Annotated in this window: 11 protein-coding genes; 3 read left to right on the forward strand and 8 right to left on the reverse strand. The window is 39.1% G+C overall.

Annotated elements, in window-relative coordinates:
• Nucleotides 1–570: 570 nt before the first annotated feature.
• From VEIT17_RS08575 to VEIT17_RS08595, 5 genes are all read right to left on the reverse strand, one after another.
• Nucleotides 571–2124 carry a nitrite/sulfite reductase gene (locus VEIT17_RS08575; RefSeq protein WP_178885666.1) on the reverse strand — a complete coding sequence of 518 codons (1554 nt, stop codon included), beginning with the start codon at nt 2122–2124 and terminating at the stop codon, nt 571–573.
• A gap of 261 nt (nt 2125–2385) precedes the next feature.
• Entirely contained in the window at nt 2386–3777 is a 1392-nt protein-coding gene (locus VEIT17_RS08580) for a cation:dicarboxylate symporter family transporter (protein WP_119209305.1), read from the reverse strand.
• A gap of 278 nt (nt 3778–4055) precedes the next feature.
• Nucleotides 4056–4784 carry a LutC/YkgG family protein gene (locus VEIT17_RS08585; RefSeq protein ID WP_178885668.1) on the reverse strand — a complete coding sequence of 243 codons (729 nt, stop codon included), beginning with the start codon at nt 4782–4784 and terminating at the stop codon, nt 4056–4058.
• Entirely contained in the window at nt 4784–6229 is a 1446-nt protein-coding gene (locus tag VEIT17_RS08590) for a LutB/LldF family L-lactate oxidation iron-sulfur protein (protein ID WP_005379682.1), read from the reverse strand. The genes VEIT17_RS08585 and VEIT17_RS08590 overlap by 1 nt, the downstream gene beginning before the upstream one ends.
• Nucleotides 6230–6241: 12 nt before the next feature.
• A complete protein-coding gene (locus VEIT17_RS08595) occupies nt 6242–6979 on the reverse strand; it encodes a (Fe-S)-binding protein (RefSeq protein ID WP_060924469.1) in 738 nt (245 codons plus the stop codon).
• Between the two features lie 525 nt (nt 6980–7504).
• Between VEIT17_RS08595 and VEIT17_RS08600 the strand changes: the two genes are divergently transcribed.
• Both VEIT17_RS08600 and VEIT17_RS08605 read left to right on the forward strand, forming a co-directional pair.
• Complete coding sequence (locus tag VEIT17_RS08600) at nt 7505–9253, forward strand: S-layer homology domain-containing protein (RefSeq protein ID WP_178885670.1); 1749 nt, start codon at nt 7505–7507, stop codon at nt 9251–9253.
• Nucleotides 9254–9431: 178 nt separating this feature from the next.
• A complete protein-coding gene (locus VEIT17_RS08605; RefSeq protein ID WP_178885673.1) occupies nt 9432–10808 on the forward strand; it encodes an S-layer homology domain-containing protein in 1377 nt (458 codons plus the stop codon).
• A 184-nt stretch (nt 10809–10992) separates the two neighbouring features.
• Here the strand turns inward: VEIT17_RS08605 and VEIT17_RS08610 are convergent, their stop codons facing one another.
• Both VEIT17_RS08610 and VEIT17_RS08615 read right to left on the reverse strand, forming a co-directional pair.
• The gene (locus VEIT17_RS08610) at nt 10993–11835 is read right to left on the reverse strand and encodes a polysaccharide deacetylase family protein (RefSeq protein WP_178885674.1); all 843 of its coding nucleotides are present in this window, start codon (nt 11833–11835) and stop codon (nt 10993–10995) included.
• A 10-nt stretch (nt 11836–11845) separates the two neighbouring features.
• Nucleotides 11846–13927 carry an OPT family oligopeptide transporter gene (locus VEIT17_RS08615; protein ID WP_178885676.1) on the reverse strand — a complete coding sequence of 694 codons (2082 nt, stop codon included), beginning with the start codon at nt 13925–13927 and terminating at the stop codon, nt 11846–11848.
• A gap of 496 nt (nt 13928–14423) precedes the next feature.
• On the opposite strand from VEIT17_RS08615, the gene VEIT17_RS08620 reads away from it, so the two are divergent.
• Entirely contained in the window at nt 14424–15779 is a 1356-nt protein-coding gene (locus VEIT17_RS08620; RefSeq protein ID WP_178885678.1) for a class II fumarate hydratase, read from the forward strand.
• Nucleotides 15780–17313: 1534 nt separating this feature from the next.
• Here VEIT17_RS08620 and VEIT17_RS08625 read toward each other — a convergent pair.
• The gene (locus tag VEIT17_RS08625; RefSeq protein ID WP_178885680.1) at nt 17314–18495 is read right to left on the reverse strand and encodes a metallophosphoesterase; all 1182 of its coding nucleotides are present in this window, start codon (nt 18493–18495) and stop codon (nt 17314–17316) included.
• Nucleotides 18496–18500 lie beyond the last annotated feature (5 nt).

An 18500-nucleotide genomic window follows, 5' to 3' on the forward strand; every position in this document is an offset into this window, starting at 1 on the left:
CCGTTACATTTCGACAACCTAGTAAAAAAAGTACCAATATACTTGCTTGCTCCGTTCTTCGCAAAGTCGCTGCACAAGTATATTGGTACTTTTTTATTACTATATTTATAAAGACGTCCCATCAAAATAGGTATATCGACCATTAAATACGTAACCCCTAGATAACCTGATTAATTCCTATAATAAACTTTATAACAATGGCGCCACGCCCTCCATTTGGGAGAGACTAGCCTGAGGCTAGTCCACAGGTTAGTTTTAAGCCTAATTTAGTCAAAACTACTTAGCGTTCTTTCTCTCGCTCCACAAAAAGCAGATTGAGTAAATGTCAGATGCAGCTTGTGATGGGGATCATCAATATATAGAAGGAGATTAGTCGCTTGCTATGGGACTAATTCATAGTAGGTGTTATAAAAATAAAACTAGGTATTTCTGCAGCGACTTTACGAAGGACGGAGCAAGGAGATACCTAGTTTTATTTTTAATTGAGTTGTCGTAATGAAACGGGGCCCCATAGCAAGTGACTTAACTACAGCTTATATAGTGGGCCCCATCACAAGCGAAAAAGGAAATTTACTCAAATGCTTTTATAAGTTCCATGTATTCCGCTTTGTGTGTCATTCTCCAGGTACCAAAGTCTGGTTCTGGAGATTCATTAAGAATGTTAGCCAAGGCTTCTAAGAATTCTGGGATTTTTGTGGCTACAATATTACCTGCCATTTTACCGAAGTTTTCAGATCCCATATGCTCAGAGCCACCGTCTACGAGGATAAAGGCTACTGTAGGTTTCTTATCTACTAGTTTTACAGCACCATGGAAACCAATTTCACCGATTTGGTGTGTACCGCAGGAGTGTGGACAGCCGGAGATGTGTAAACGAGGTAATTTTCTTGTATCTACGCCTTTTTCTTCAAGGTGCCGGAAGATGTCTTTTAAAAGACCATTGGAGTCTTGCATACCGATTTGACAAACCGTAGAGCCTACACAGGATACGGAACGGCGGAAGTCATTTTCTGCACTGTCATCTGTTAATTCTACAATTTTACGAGCCTCATCAGCAGTAAGGTTGATGAAGAACAATGCTTGGTCTGGCGCAATACGAGCCTCCACTTGATCTAGTGTTACTGCATAATCAAGAGCAGACAATAAATGTTCTACATTAGCATCGCCACCTGCCGGATGGTATTCTACATAGTATAAGCCTTCTTGTTTTTGACGGTGAATACGATCGTTTTCCACAGAATTATCACGCTTACCCGTTTTCGTAATTTCATACGCATAGTCAGCTGGATTAATCGTTAATTGTTCAACCTCTTTCACCATCGCCAATGTTTCTTCATAGGTCTTGATGAAAGCTTCAGCCCCGCCCATTTCTGCAGGCATGTAGCGGGTACGAGCCTTACCACGGTTTTTGAAATTGCCATGGTTAGCAAAGACCATAAGCATAGCTTTCACATAGTACAACACATCTTCAGGTTGCACATCATGTGCCACTGGAATACCAATTCGAGGATTGGGGCCAATACCACCACAAGCGTATACATCAAAGGTATTATATTTCGTTAAATTAAAACCAAGGTCCTTAAATGTAGCATGAGGCGTGCTATCAAAGCCATTGTCGATGCCCATTTTAAATTTGCGAGGGATTTTGATATAGAACATTTGCTCTAGAAGGAACTCGCTAATAGCCGTTGCATACGGTGTAATATCTAAGGTTTCACGAGGATCAATACCCCGTAAAATACTCGCCACTACATTTGGATTGTCTCCACCAGCACCGCGATTATAGATACCATGGTCATAGCATTCTTTATAGAGGTTTAAAATTGTATCACCATCAAGACCATGCATTTGCAAACATTGACCGGTAGTGAAGTGTACATGTTGTAAGTTATATTTGCGAATGGAGTCCGCTAAGAACCGCATGTGCTCACGCGTCATGCGCCCTCCGTTGAAGCGCCAACGGCTCATACCGGAGTTAGCACCTCGCTCAGCGTAACTACCATAAGCACCAGATTGACCTTTATAGTCCGCAATAGACATTTCTTTCTTATAGAATTTGTGCGTCATATCTTCAAACTTTGGATAGTCTGCAATTAATCGATCTTTCAATTCTTGTGTAATCATATTATTACCCTCTTGGCTTATATTTATTAAGCATAATACAAAACTTTGTAATGGTAAGTATACCATATATGCATATGTATGTTAGTAGCCAAGCTCACAATTTTAATATCAATTACAAATAACATGCTTTACAATCTGTAATAATAATCACTTTTAATTAAGGCCATGGAAATCCTAATCGTACAAAAAAAGAACAGCCCAAAGGCTGTTCTTTCATTGTTATTAAATTCTATTGTGTTGAGATAATCCTAAGTCTGCCTATTAAACTCGACCTTCATTAGGATTGTTATAGGCATCTTTATCAATAGTTCCCATAATTTTATCTACTACGAGAGCATTTGTTAAAGAACCAGATACGTTCAAGCATGTACGGCCCATGTCAATCAATGGATCGATAGCAAGGATTGGGCTGATGGATGTGAAATACGCACCAAGGCCTGTACCACTAAGGGATACGGATGCAGCCATTGTAGCTGTACCAGGAACACCAGCGATACCAACGGAACCGATAGCGATAACGATAACACTCATGATATACATAGTCAAATCGAACGGAATATTTGCTACATTGGAGATATATACAACGACAAGTGCTGGAAATACGCCGGCACAACCTTGCATGCCTGCAGTAGTACCAAAGGATGCTACTGTATTTGCTGTTGTTGCATTTACGCCAAGACGTTTTGTCAAAGTTTCCACAGTCAATGGTAATACGCCCATAGAGGAACGAGATGTAAAAGCTAACAAAAGCGGAGCTTTTGCTTTTTTGAAGTATGTAATCGGATTATAACCAAAGCTAGCAATTAAGATAGCTTGAACAACGAACATAATCAAAAGACCAACGTAAAGCAATACTACGAATAGACCCATGTCTAAGATAGCTTGTAGGCCACGTGTTGCCAATGTAGATGCCAACAATGCAACTACGCCGTATGGCATAAGACCAATAATGAAGTCTGCTACCCAAGAAATTAATTGATGAAGTTCATCAAATAACTTAGTGAAGATTTCCATGCTATTTGTGCCTGTTTTCTTCAACAAACGAGCAACGCTACCCAAGATAATGGCAAATACTACGATGCCAATAACATTTGTTTCAGCAGCTGCTTGAATTGGATTGCTTGGAATCAAAGCACGGAATGTATCAACCATTGGTTTGATTTCGCGAATCTTTTTACCAGATTCAACCACATCAAAACCTTGACCTAAACCAAAGGCATTACCCAAGATAAGACCAACGATAGCAGCAACAGCTACCATGCCAAGGTTAGTAGATACCATGGCAACTACTAACTTTTTAAGGTTAGCACCCGCCTCCATGTGCAAGATAACATGGACGATAGAAATAAATACAATAGGAATAACAAGCATACGAATCAAATCGATGAAGCCGCCCCCCACTAGAGAGAACCACTTAGTACTTTCTTTGATGTAAACCACTTTAGATGGATCATCTGGGAAGCCCGCAATGATTTGAACTGCAATACCGAGTATGGCACCAACAATGGTACCAATAATAACGAGATTACCGAAGGATGTGCCCTTGCGTTGCAACACATAAATACCAATTAACGCAAGTACAAACACTGCGATAATACCAATACTTAGTGGATTGCTTAACATGAGGTAATCTGTAAAGAATGGAATATTCATAATACACCTCTTTTAATTCATATCACAATAATAGGTTATGAACTAAGTATAGCATGTATCGAAAATTTTGCAAGTAAAACAATTCAAATTTTACAAGTTTATCTATGCAGAATCCGCAAGCTCCATAAACATGTTAATTTCCATCGCTCTACAGAAGCCTATACAGTTCCAAGAGAGCTCTACATCATAATAGAAATCGACACATATAAAAAAAGGTGACCTTCCTAAGGAAGATCACCTTTAAAGTGATTCAGTTATAGCTATACCTAGTTAATGTATTAGCGCTTAACCAAAACGTAAGTTACTTGAATAGGACCATGAGCACCATCTACAGTAACCAACTCAATATCAGCTGTACGGGATGGACCAGAAATCAAGCAGATATTTGTAGGGAATTTGGATGGATCGTTATGATAACGTTCAGCCAAATTTTCCATAGTTTGAGTCATACGTGGATTGATTGTATCAGTGTACAATACAGCAATATGTGTTGTAGGCAACAAGCTGATAGCACGGCCAGATTCTTCACCAGATGCTTGTACTACAGTAGCTGTTTCAGCAATACCGCAGTATGGGAATGTAATACCGATATCTGCATTGGCAGTGTTGGAGATACATTCTTCACGGCCTTTAGCTGGGTCCCATTGGAAGTATGTACGAGTGCCACCATTATTAGCTGCATCTTGTTCGAATAATTCTTTTAATTTATATTCGTCTACTTCAGGAGTGCTTGGGAATACAACCTTACCATTGCCCCAGTCTTCGATAGCTGCCAAAATTGTTTCACCTAATTTATCAGGTGTAGTTTCAACGAATTTTGTACCAACACGTTGACATTGTTCCTTAAACATTGTCAAAATTTGATCTTTATTCAAGTCTTTGAACATAGTTTCTTGAGGACCATGGCTGTAATCAAAGTCCTCTACAAATGCAGGGCACATTTCTTGATCACGGCCTAATGCACGAGATAAACGTGCAATAAATTGTTTACGTTTAGCTTCATCCATTATTTTTTCTCCTTCTTCTTGTTCTTTTCATGTTCAGCATATAAGTCACGGAATTTCTTGAACTTCAATGTACCCATTTCTTTAGATTTAGTCCAGCCGTTCATAACTGGAATAGCTTGAGTCCATGTAGGCATATTGCCTTCTTTATTACTAATCAAGTTCATACCGATAGCGCCAGCTTTTGTACCAAGGTCGAATAATGTGGAGTTACCAAACATCTTAGCCGCTGCAGTGAAGATTGCTTCTTCTGCTTTTGGACGAGTTTTTTCGATGTCAGCCATAATATGACGGTGTTCCATCAATAATTCATGCAATGGAATAGCTACTGGACAGTTTTCTGTACATGCGCCGCACAATGTGGAAGCGTATGGAAGATCGCCTGCTACGTCGTAACCTTTGAACAATGGAGTCAATACAGCACCCATTGGACCTGGATATACGGAGCCATAACCGTGACCAGAAATGTGACGGTATACAGGACAGATATTCATACATGCACCACAACGGATACAACGTAACATTTCTTGGAATGTACCACCTAAGATACCGGAACGACCGTTATCGATAATGATGATGTGAGTTTCTTCAGGACCATCAGCTTCGCCAGCACGACCAGGACCAGTCATCATGGAGAAGTAGTTGGAAATTTTAGCACCTACTGCAGAGCGGTTCAACATTTCCATCATTACGTCAAGAGCTTTGAAGTCAGGAACGATACGTTCTGTACCTAAGAAGATTACTTGAGTCTTAGGAATGGAACTAGCCATACGACCATTACCTTCGTTGGAAACGATTGTGCAAGTACCAGATGCAGCAACTGCAAAGTTACAACCATTAACGCCTACGTCAGCTTTCAAGAAGCGTTCACGTACATAACCACGTACGAAGTGAGTCATTTCAGTAGGGTTTTCTGTACCTGTATAGCCTAATTTTTCAGCAAAGATTTCGCGGATTTTATTACGTTCAAAGTGAAGGCCTGGTACTACGATGTGAGATGGTGGGCTCACTGCAGTTTGCAAAATGAATTCCGCCAAGTCAGTTTCGTTTACTTCAATACCAGCTTCTTCAAGAACTTCGTTCAAACCAATTTCTTCAGTTAAGATAGTTTTGGATTTAACGATCATTTTAGCTTCGCGTTCACGTAGGATATCCAAAGCAATTTGAGTTGCTTCTTTATCGTCGAATGCAAAGTGAACTTTAGAACCAGCTTTTTCAGCGTTTTCAACGAATTGGTTTACATAGTAATCCAAATTGTTAAGAACGTGATCACGAAGTTTAGCTGCTTCTGCGCGGAAATCTAACCATTCAGGAACGTCCGCAACTACTGTATTACGTTTATCATAAAACACGTCTTGTGCTTTTTTGATAGCTGCTACTTTGAAATCATCAGCCAAACATTCTTTTATACGTGTTTTATAGGGGCGATTGTCATATATAAGTGCCATGTCGTCTCCTCCTTAACGGCAGTTTAAGATTTCAGCAATATGCATTACTTTGATACGGCGATCGATTTCGCCTTCTTTGTGAAGACGGTCAAGCATACCTGCGATGTTCATCAAGCACGCTTGGTCAGAACCGGAAATAACGTTAGCACCTGTGCCAGCGATTTCCAATGCTTTTTCGCGTGTCATAACTTCACTAATTTCAGGGTTCTTAACGGAGAATGTACCGCCGAAACCACAGCAACGGTCTGCACGTGGTAATTCAATCAAGTTGATATCTTTAACATTTTTAAGGAGTTTGAATGGAGGTTCTTTAACGCCCATCAAACGAGTAACGTGGCAAGAAGTATGGTATGTAACGGATTCGTTAAAGCGTGCGCCAACGTCCTCTACACCCAATACATCAGTAATGAATTCAGTGAATTCATAAATTTTGCCGCTCAATTTTTCTGCGCGAGCCAACCACTCAGGTTGATCTTTCAAGAAATGATGATATTCATCACGGATTGCAAATGCGCAAGAGCCGGACATGCTGACTACATATTCAGCGTTTTCGAAGCATTCGATTGTATTCTTAATTGCATCCATAGCTGCTTCGTTGTAACCAGAGTTAGTGAACATTTGGCCACAACATACTTGTTTCTTAGGCACTACGAGCTCGCAGCCTAATCTTTCAAGTACTTCTACACCAGCCATGCCTACATGTGGGTAGAACATGTCAATCAAACACTGTTGGAAAAGATGAATTTTCATATTATCGTCCTCGTCTTTTCTAGTACTTAACCTAATAAAAAATTTTGATATGTATGTGTTATGGCAAGAATTCTAGTGAAAGTTTTTCAATAATTTTCTGCCCGAAACATTACTTATGCTTTCAAATAAATATTCAAAAGCTTTATCGATATAATTATAAATTAATCATATAGAAAATGTCCAAAGAATTGCTATATTAGTATGTACCCTTTTATTTCTTATATCGTTATGACTTTTTGTAATAATAAACATTGCATTTCATCACATATCCCTACTTATTTATAAATTATTCTCGTAAAAGCCCCTTAAAGTCTAGATTTTGGGAATGTTTATCATTTTATATTTTTCAATAGTTCTCATATTGTTATTTATCTATAATTCATTGAATATTTATATAAATAGGCTTTGAATTTCAAATTCATGTAATTTTTATCCTTATATATTACATTTTCTTATAGTAGTGTATAAATTTAAAAAGTGTTATAATTTATTTTATATAAGTATAGTTTGAAAGGAGCCTTTTCAATGAAACTAAATAAATTATCTTTATCCTTGGCAATTACATTAGCCCTCGGTTCCACATTCGGCATGGCTCACGCCGAAACAACTGCGGCGCACGCAAAAGCCGAAGTATCTAATGTTGCTACAAAAACTGATACTGCAGTTAAAACTGATGTTAAACGTGTAGATACATCTGTAAAAAATGATGCTAAACGCGTTGATACGTCCGTTAAAAACGATGCTAAGCATGCAACTACAGTTGTAAAACACCATACTAAGCATGCTGATGCATCCGTTAAAAGCGATGTAAAACATGTTGATACAGCTGCCAAAAATGATGCTAAACGAGTTGATACATCCGTTAAAAGCGATGCTAAACGCGTTGATACATCCGTTAAAAACGACGCTAAACGCGTTGATACATCTGTAAAAAATGATGTTAAAGAAGATGCTGCTAAAGTAGAAGGTAAAAAAGCTGTAAAAGCTAAAGAAAACTTACCTGCTGGTGTATATCCTGACACTAAAGATAACTGGGCTCGCGATGCTATCCAAGCAATGACACAAGCTGGTTACCTTTCTGGTTACGCAGATAACACATTCAAACCTGGTGCTCAAATCACTCGTGAACAAGCAGCTGCTATTTACGGCAAAGTATTACAACATAACTTAAACGAACAAGAATTAGCTGATATCGTAACAAAAGAATCTTCTACATCCTACTCTGACGTAGAAGCAGATCGTTGGTCCAGCTCTGCTATCAAATTAGTAAGTGCTGCAGGCGTAATGGAAGGCACATCTAAAACAGCTTTCACACCTAGCAAAACTATGGACCGCGAACAATTCGTAGCATCCGCAGCAAGCTTGGCTAAGAAATTAAACCTTTCTACACCTGTAAAAACAGAAAAGGTTACTTTCAAAGACGAAGCTAGCATTTCCTCTGCTTACTTAGCAGATATTCAATACATGGCACAACGTGGCATTGTAGCATCTGGGGCAACAGAAAACTTTAACCCTAAACAACCTGTAACAAGAGCACAAGCGGCAACAATCTTGAACCGCATGCTTAATGGTGCTGGCCTTGCAACACCAAAACATACTACAACTGAAGCTAAAGCTGAAACAGCTGTAAAAGAAGATGTAAAAAAAGCTGATACAGCAGCAGAAAAAGATGCATCTAAAGTAAGCAAAGATGCTAAAAAAGATGTAGCTAAAGCTGACAAAGCCGTAAAAGCTGATGCAAAAAAAGTTGAAAAAGACGTAAAAGGCAATAAAAATGCTGCAGTAGCTCAAAAAACTGAACCTACTCGCACAGTTCGCCCTGTTCGTCGTAGCACTTTAAAAGCACTTGATCAAAAACAACAAGCTGCTTTAGAAGATAAAGTATTCAATGAATTGAATAAAACATATAAAACAGAAGATGCGTTCCAAGATTATGGTGTAATGTACTGGCGCGATAATCAATTGCACGTAGCATTGAAAACAGATAGCGATATCTCCACAGTAAAAGCTAGCCTTGCTGCACGTGGTGATTCTACTGTAAATAACTATGTTGTAGTTGAACCATCCCAATACAGCCAAACAGAATATGATGCAATCGATGCGAACTTCCGCAACTACTACAACAAAAACGAAAAAGCTGGTACAATCCTAGCTACATTCCCTGATGTAGAAAACAACCAACTTTATGCTGTTGTAACAACTGCATCTAAAGAAACTCAACAAGGAATGTCTAAATTATTCGGTTCCAAAGTAAAAATGACAGTTAAACGCTAATAGGCGTTCACTCAACTAGCCAAGGCAGCGTATACGTTTAGTATTACGCTGCTTTGTTTATATCACTATGCATGCCTTATTATTCGCTATATAATGGATATAGATTTTATTGTTGGTGAAAGTTTATATTCTTCGGCTATAGAACGTTAGCCATTTACCATAATTAGGAAGGATTTTTATGTACAAGAATACCCCTTATGTATTACGTGCCCTTGTTTTAGGCACACTATTAGCTACAACAGGCCTTAGTTTTGTGTCTGCTAATACTACAACTCATGCTCCTGCAGTAGCCTCCACAAAAGCTGAAGCGTCTACAGTAGTCAATACAAAAGCAGTTACACCAAAAACAGATGCTTCTAACGTAGAAGCAACTAAAGTAGAGTCTCCTAAATTTGATGCTGCTAAAGCTGCCACACCTATGGTTGTAAATACATCTATTGGTACGCCTCAAGATATTCAAAAAATCCGTGCCCACATCTTCTCTGATGTACCTAGTGATTTCTGGGCTGCCAACTCTATCAGTACTGTAACAAAAGCAAATCTTATGAAAGGTTATTCTGACGGTACATTCCGACCTAACCAACCTATGACTCGTGAAGAAGTAGCTGCTCTCTTCAACAACATCACAGATGATGGTACAGCAGCCTTCTTATCTACCAAATTTAAAGATATTACCTCTGATCGTTGGTCTGCCCTTGCTATCGAATCTGTAGCGCGCAAAAATATCATCAGCGGCTATGGCGATAACACATATAAACCTGAAAAATATATGTCTCGCCAAGAATTCGCTGTAGTAGCAGACAACTACATTCACTACTTAGGATACACAACAGAGGATCCAACAGCACTTGATAGTATTGCTTATGGAGACCAAAAATTCGTAGCTCCTTGGGCTCAAGACGCAGTGCGTGAACTTGCATACCTTGGCTTCACAAACTACGCTCCTGGCACATTATTCAACCCTGAAAAATATGTAACTCGTGCTGAAGCAGCTGAGATTGCATACCGCATGACACAAACAGAGCAAGCACTTGCCTTCCACAATACATTGTTCAAACAACAAGTAGAAAGCAAAACAGCTACTATTATCGACAAAACATTAGGCTATGGCAATGACTTCACTAAATTCCGTCAAGACGGTGCCCTCTTCTGGGATGGTGGGAAATTACATGCTTCTTTAACAGATAAGAAAAAAGCTGATGCTGTTGCGCATGCAATTTCTGAAACTCAAGATCCACAACTTGAAAGTGCTCTTGTAGTATCTCAAGGCAAATTAAATCAAGCGCAACTTGAAGATTATCAATCCGATGCTCTTGATTTATACAAAGCTAAAGAGCCAAAAGGTAATATCATTTCCATCCGTCCTAATGACGATACAAGCGCTCTTATCATCACAGCAGACTCCGTTCAAAAGGACACTGTGAAAGCTTTCAAAAAGAAATTCAAAAACAATGTAGTCGTAGAATTACCACAACCAGAGACAGTAAAAGCGGATGCAGCAATCCAATTCCCATTGCCTCCACGCGTAAACTACTACGATACAACAAATAAATAATTAAATAAACTCAATAACAAAAAGCCGTGTTCTTACACGGCTTTTTGTTGTATCCCCATCAAAATGTATGATAAGACTACTATTAAATCTATAATGCAAAAAAAAGAACCGCCCCTAAAGGAGCGGTTCTTTCACAATTAAACAGCTGTTACTATACACACATAATCGAATTCACACAGTTCGATTATTTTTTTGTTACATCATTTTGGCGGTCACGTAGATTACCAACTGGTACATATACGGTACCTGCACTGTGGATTGTATCCACGTCTTGTTGCATTACCATTACAACAGAATAGTCATCAGTTGTGTAGAATTCAGTAGGCATTTTGTCGATGTTTACTTCGCCGCCCAATTGATTCTTCACATCTTGATTATTCTCAATAGCATTCACTAATTCTTTTTTGTTAAGACCACCAAGGTCATACAAGGATAATTGACGACCTGTTGTAGTGTTGAATGTGAAGCCTTTTACATAGTTGACGCCATTAGCATCACGATCACGCATTGTGTACGTATGAATCAATACACTGAAGATACCATTTTTGTCTGTTTTAACATCGTAGTACATAACTACATTTGTTTTATCAGATTCTTTGGTATTCATTTTTTCTACGTCGTTTTGTACTTTAGCAACGTATTTTTTGATAGTATTATTGATTGCTTTTTCTACAATTGGGCTAACAGATTTAACTGTTGGGAACACTAGATCAAGATGATCTGTTGTGGATTCCACTGGAGATACAGCCACCTCTTTGCGGTCCATATAGCGGTCCGCATTTGGTGCTACTACTTCAACTGCATCGCGATCAACCTTAGATGCTACAGAGCGCAACGCACGGTTTTGCTCTGGTGTAGCAGTACTAGAGATACGGTATGTTAAATCGTTGCGATTTACTTTATTCGTATCAGCTTGAACTGTTTGCACTGTTGCAGTGTCTTTAGTTACGGGAATTTCGCTTGCTGCGAAGGATACTACTGGCAATGCAGCAGCCATCATGATGAGTACAGACTGTTTTAATTTCATTGTTTACCTCTTATTGTTGTTCTTGCTCAGCTTTCATTGCTAAAGCTTCTTCTTTATTGAATTTGTGAGTTACAACACGACGAACAAGGTAGAGACCAGAGAATGCAAATGCAAGCAATCCTAACCATTGTGCTGTGCTTTCAAAATCAGGACCTACTAATTCAAGTGGAGATTCACCGCCACCAGTTGTAACAGACAATACAATAATAACAGCTATGATTACACCAATCAAGCTTTCACCAACAATCAAACCAGAAGCGAAGAGAACGCCACGGCGGTTAGATTGTTCAACATCGTACTCAGCGAGTTCGCCAGCACGCATTTTAGCACGAGCTACTAGGTAACGGCCTACGAAGTAGCTAATGAAAGAACCTATAATGAGAGGCACTTCCAATGTTGGTGGTAAGTAGATACCCATACCAACTGCCAATGGAGGCAATGTTAAGGAAGCTGTTGTGCTCTTAAGAATCAAGTTAACGATAATTGCTACAACGCCAACACCAACGCCGATCAAGATATAATCCCATTCCATGCTGGAGTTGAAGATACCTTGAGCAATTGTAGTCATCAAAGTTGCTTGAGGTGCGGATAATGCAGCATTAGGGTCCATTTCAGCACGTGGTAACGCACCTGTGAAGCCGTATGCTTGGTAAAGCAAGTTAAGAACTGGAGCAATTGCAACTGCACCGGCTACGGAACCAAGTAACAACGCAATTTGTTGACGCCAAGGTGTTGCACCAACGAGTTGACCTGTTTTCAAGTCTTGCAAGTTATCGTTAGAAATAGATGCAATGGCGATAACTACGGATGTCATGAAGATAGCCATAGCTGTAGCGAATTGTACGCCTGCTTCTGTAGCGAACAAGTTATTTTCAGAAGCGATGAAGTACACCACTAAGGAAGAAATAATAGTCGCCAAGATACCAATACCAGAGATTGGAGATGCAGATGTACCGATAAGACCTGCCATGTAACCACATGCAGCAGCTACGAAGAAGCCGATTAGCAATGCTACGAGAACACCTACGATAACAAGTGTCCACATTAAGCCTGCGCTAATAGGTACTGCAGAAACGAATTCCCAGAATGTGAATACTAAACCAATAAGAATAACTGCGAACACGCCTAAAACGGATTTTGTACTCATATCTGTATCCATACGATGCAATTCGCGTTCACTAGAACTGCTGTTCATGGATTTAACAGAAATTTTCATACCTTCGATGATAGGTTTGATCAATGTAATCAAAGTCCAAATCGCTGCGATACCGATAGCACCCGCACCGATGAAACGAACTTTAGACTTCCAAACAGCCATTGCAAACTTAGCAGTAGCACCGCCATCTGGAGCAAAGATATTAGTGAAATAAGGTACGAAGCCAGCCCACGCGATGAGTACACCAACTAGGATAGCGATACCAGAAGCGATACCGATAAGGTAACCAGCACCTAACAACGCTGTAGAGAAGCCCAATGGAATTTGCGTAATACCTTTGCTACCTACAGGAAGCCAGAAGCTCATGCTGTCCCCAAGAACTTTGAAGCCGTTCGCACAAAGACTGATAAGACCAGCTACCAAACCACCGGATACGATATCGCCCATACCGGAGCTAGATTGAGGGCCTTGGCCACCATTGTGAGAACCAACCTTCAAGATTTCTGCTGCTGCACGGCCTTCTGGATATGGTAGATCACTATTTACTACCATGGCACGACGCAATGGAATGGTGAATAACACGCCAAGAGAACCACCGCATGCGCAGAGCAAGAATGTTTGCCAGAATGGGAAACCATTCCAATAGCCAAGCATAAGTAGACCTGGCAAGATAAAGATAATTGCGGACAAAGTACCAGCTGCGGAAGCCTGTGTTTGTACCATGTTGTTTTCAAGAACGTTAGAATCCTTGAAGAAACGTAAAATTGCCATTGAAATAATGGCTGCCGGAATGGATGACGAGAATGTCAAACCAACCTTCAAACCGAGATATACGTTAGATGCTGTAAAAATTACAGTAATCAATGCACCAAGTAGCATCCCACGTAGTGTCAGTTCCGGCAGATGAAGGTCATGGCTCATAAAGTCATGTTTCATAAGTACTTACCTCCTCTGTGAAACTAGAGCTTAAAACAATATAATAAGCTACTTCCATTTTAACGTGTTAAAGCGATGATTTCAATATATATGCGATATTTATAATGTATACATGTAAAAGATTCTAAAATTTAGATCCTCTAACAAATACTTTGAAATGTCTATTCTTTCCTCTAAAAACTGTACTAAGCGTGGTAACCCTACAAAAGCCTCCAAAGCCATTTACCCCGCTACGCGGGGCCACTAAGTCATTTTTGGACTATCGCCTTTCCCCTCTCAAATCAACCTTATATGAAACATGTATACAAATTAATATAAATCATCGCATATATATGGGGAGAAGAAAAAAGCTGTATATGCACAAATCGCATATACAACTCTCTTCTATATGAAAATAGAAATCATTATCTTTCATTCTGTACAAATATACAGGATTTTATATAATTAAAGTACCGACGATAAGGTCGGCATGTCTTTTAAGGAGGTTGTAAACATTATGGAAACAAGAACTGAATATGATTCAATGGGACCAGTCGAAGTCGACGCTAGACGAATTTACGGACCTCAAACGCAACGCTCGTTCAATAACTTTAAGATCGGTGACCACCGCATCCCTATTGAACAAATCAAAGCGCTTGCGCTTGTCAAAAAAGCATGTGCTTTAACTAATGCTAAGTGTGGCGCAGTAACTGAGGAAAAAGCGAAACTCATCGCTCAAGTAGTAGATGAAATCGTGGAAGGCAAATGGAATGATGAATTCCCATTAACAGTATTCCAAACAGGTTCTGGCACACAAACTAATATGAATGTGAACGAGGTAATCGCTCACCGGGCTAAACAGTTAGATGAAAGCAATCCGCTTCATCCTAACGACGATGTAAACCGCGGCCAAAGTACAAACGATACATTCCCTACGGCAATGCATATCTGCGCATACTTTGAAATTACAAAACGCGTAATCCCTGCATTGGACGGTCTTATCGAATCTTTCGAGAAATTGCAAGAAAAAGGAAAAGGCTTACAAAAAGTTGGTCGTACTCATCTGCAAGACGCGACTTTCATCATGGTGGACCAAGAAATCAGCGCCTTTGTGGACGGCTTAAAAACTGCAAAAACTATGCTCCTTCAAAATGCTGACTACCTACTCGACGTAGCCCTTGGCGGCACTGCGGTCGGCACAGGTGTAAACACGCCTAAAGGCTATCTAGACGTTATGGAAACTGTATTGCCAGAGGTAACAGGTGCTCCATTCCGCGTGAAGAACAATAAATTCCAAGGACTCGCTCTTAAAGATGCGTTCATGATGGCTCACGGTGCACTTAACACATTGGCTACGACACTATTCAAAATCGCTAACGATGTTCGCTTCTTAGGTTCTGGCCCTCGTTGCGGTTACGGCGAATGGCATCTACCTGAAAACGAACCGGGCTCCTCCATCATGCCAGGCAAGGTCAACCCTACACAATGTGAAGCCTTGACCATGGTATGCGCTCAAGTATTCGGTCACAATACGACTATGACACTCTGTGCAGGCAGCGGTGCATTCCAATTGAACGTATACATGCCTATCATGATTTATGATTTTGTTGAAAGCTGTCGCCTCCTCGCAGATGCAATGAATTCTTTCACAACACACTGCATCGACGGTGTCGAATTCGTACCTGAAAAACTCAACTTCTTTGTAGAACAATCCCTCATGATCGCTACATCTCTAACACCATACATCGGCTACGATAAGAGTGCTAAGGTTGTAAAAGAAGCGTACAAACGCGGTTGCTCTATTAAAGAAATCATCTTAGAAGAAAAACTCATGACCGAAGACGAATTTGCTGAAGCAGTTCGCATGAAATAAAATCTCTCTTATCTTTATGACATATCTGTAACATCCTCTCATACCTCAAATGAACGGAAAAGCCCCGATACGTTTTCATATCGGGGCTTTCTATCTTTAATCTTATATTAGCTTATTAACTTTTAACAAAATTAGCGCAGACATTATGTAAGCAAACATAAAAAGAACTACATACATCTGTTTTTTTCTAGCCCATTCATAATAGCGACTATGAGGTGGCTGTTTTAATAATACAGCTAACACAAAAACAGGCTGCAAGAACCACACCAATACAATTGGCACAGCGATGTAATCTAAGAAATAAAACATGCTAAACAGCATAAACGGGTATGTAATAATTGCCGACCAGGAAAAAACTTTCATAAAACCATAATCAGAATTAGCAATTAAAGATACTAATAATGGTGAAAGCTTTTTCCTTAATAAGATTTTATAAATAAGCCAATATAAAGCAATCCACGAAAAAAGGATGGCCTCTAAAACTAATGGTAAATGTATATGCACAAATGCTAACCTCTTTTACGTCTTAAGTAGTTATAAATATAGTTCCATACCACATAGAACAAAAGTATTATGACATATGCGATAACAAAGAAATAAAAGTCTACTTCATCTTCAATCAACTCTGGGTTTGTGACAAGACTATATGGAATACATATAAGTAAAAAAAGTACTAAGCCTCGCACAAAATAATTATAGATTTTTAAAAACATATTCTCACACCAACCTTAAAACTTTAGCTCTAATATCTCATAACTTTTATAGCTATTAATATCATAAAAAATACGATTAGAAAAACATATGTCATATTGAATAGATTATTAATCTCTTTAAACCCATTTTGCTTAAATGCTTGTATTAATAAGTTTACTTGTTTACGACTTAACATATATAAAACTATGTGCAATACTATCCCCGCTAGTATTGCTGCTTTTAGATTTCCTTCGTATCCACCAGTTATCATTGCGCTAATAAGAGCTATATCCATAAGAATAATTGGAATAGCACATATAATAACTCTGTAGATAAAAAATTTACTATACATTAATCTACACCTACAAATTAACTCTGCTCTATTAATCAACACAATTAAAATTTTAACTCTAATATATCATAATTTTTATATAAGTTCATATAATAAAAAGAGGTATTGTATTTTCATATACAACACCTCTTTTAGTTTGTTCCCTATGGTTTTCTAATAGTTCATAAGGCTTATAGTCATTAACAGGATCAAAGATAGGATGAAAATCATATCTTTCATAGTTAACAGTTCATAGGTCTCGTTAAATGTATCATTCTTGAATGCCTGTATTATCAGTTCTTCTTGTTTACTTAGTTCCAGGTATAGATCTAAATGGCATCCAACTGCCACTAATACTGCTATTTTGAGATATCCCTTATATATATCCGTTGTCATATCGTAGAGTAGAGAGATATCAAATAGCGCAAGTAGAATGGTACATATAAGAAATTTATGGATAAAGGATTTACTATACATGATTGTATCCCTATAAAGAGCATAGCTTATGATCTAAGCCACGCCATCAAAGAATGTAATGACTGTAATTTCTCGTGGGCAGTTGATACGGATTGGGAACCAGTGGCCTGTACCGTTATTAACGTAGCACACGCTTTGTTCTTCTACGTATCGACCTTTTGTATATGGTGTACCTGTTGGTACTAACGGCATGCCCATAAAGACGATTTGACCACCGTGAGTGTGACCAGAGAGGGTCAATGGAATTTTACGTTCAATGGCTTCTTCAAAGAATTCAGGGTGATGCGCTAATAGGATAACAAAGGCATAGTCTGGAATACCAGATAAAGCCTTATCAATCATAGCTTCACGCTTTTCTTTTTCCCGATCATTGTCGTACGCAACACCAGCAATATATACAGGTTGCTTACCACCCATAATTTGAATATTGCTATTCACAAGGATGTTCATCGGTGTATTATGTTTCAGTTCGTCTAGCACCTTATTCACATCGTGATGGTACTCATGATTACCTAATATAAAATCGACGCCGTCTGGAATTTGTTTTGCAAAGGTTGTCAGTCTTTCACAAACCTGTGGCAACCAAGCCAGTTTATCGATTAAATCACCAGTGATAACAACACGATTAGGCTTTTCTACAAGGGCGAGCTTTAAAATTTCATCAAGGTCATCTAAGTCGATGCTTGGGCCTACATGAATATCGCTGAGTTGAACGATTTTATAATCCTTTAACCCAGGCGGTAAGTTCGTATAACCGAAGCTTTCATGAGTAACCTCAATCTCATGTTGACCTACATAGGCTGCATAGCTAGAACCGCCTATGGTTGCTAATGGCACCACTGTGGCTGCCGTTCTAAAGAAGGCGCGACGGCCTGTTCTATTTTCCTCTGGCGTTTTGCTCCAAATTTTATTAACCGCCCAGTATAGTAAACCTAGGACGATGAATACAGGAATAGCCAAGAATAGGCCAAAGAGAAAACCGTAACTTTCAGTACGGAATAGATTCATCAACGGATAATACATCGTTCCGTATAGATCCACTTGATTGAGTATATAGTATCGGATGGCAGCGAACCACGCACCGATAATAATTATATAACCCACCCAAGCAGGCCATTTCTTTTTAGGCTTCCACAAATTGAGGAAAAGCGCCCAAAATCCTACCAATCCTATTACAAGGATAGCAGAAAAAATGATATTAAATAGAATTCTCATTCATT

Origin of the sequence: Veillonella nakazawae, from assembly GCF_013393365.1 — a bacterium.
Lineage (GTDB): Bacteria > Bacillota > Negativicutes > Veillonellales > Veillonellaceae > Veillonella > Veillonella nakazawae.

Excerpts from the sequence above, each read along its gene's own strand:
- VEIT17_RS08575 (WP_178885666.1), bottom strand. The coding sequence starts at position 2,124 with ATGATTACACAAGAATTGAAAGATCGATTAATTGCAGACTATCCAAAG.
- VEIT17_RS08580 (WP_119209305.1), bottom strand. The coding sequence starts at position 3,777 with ATGAATATTCCATTCTTTACAGATTACCTCATGTTAAGCAATCCACTA.
- VEIT17_RS08585 (WP_178885668.1), bottom strand. The coding sequence starts at position 4,784 with ATGGATGAAGCTAAACGTAAACAATTTATTGCACGTTTATCTCGTGCA.
- VEIT17_RS08590 (WP_005379682.1), bottom strand. The coding sequence starts at position 6,229 with ATGGCACTTATATATGACAATCGCCCCTATAAAACACGTATAAAAGAA.
- VEIT17_RS08595 (WP_060924469.1), bottom strand. The coding sequence starts at position 6,979 with ATGAAAATTCATCTTTTCCAACAGTGTTTGATTGACATGTTCTACCCA.
- VEIT17_RS08600 (WP_178885670.1), top strand. The coding sequence starts at position 7,505 with ATGAAACTAAATAAATTATCTTTATCCTTGGCAATTACATTAGCCCTC.
- VEIT17_RS08605 (WP_178885673.1), top strand. The coding sequence starts at position 9,432 with ATGTACAAGAATACCCCTTATGTATTACGTGCCCTTGTTTTAGGCACA.
- VEIT17_RS08610 (WP_178885674.1), bottom strand. The coding sequence starts at position 11,835 with ATGAAATTAAAACAGTCTGTACTCATCATGATGGCTGCTGCATTGCCA.
- VEIT17_RS08615 (WP_178885676.1), bottom strand. The coding sequence starts at position 13,927 with ATGAAACATGACTTTATGAGCCATGACCTTCATCTGCCGGAACTGACA.
- VEIT17_RS08620 (WP_178885678.1), top strand. The coding sequence starts at position 14,424 with ATGGAAACAAGAACTGAATATGATTCAATGGGACCAGTCGAAGTCGAC.
- VEIT17_RS08625 (WP_178885680.1), bottom strand. The coding sequence starts at position 18,495 with ATGAGAATTCTATTTAATATCATTTTTTCTGCTATCCTTGTAATAGGA.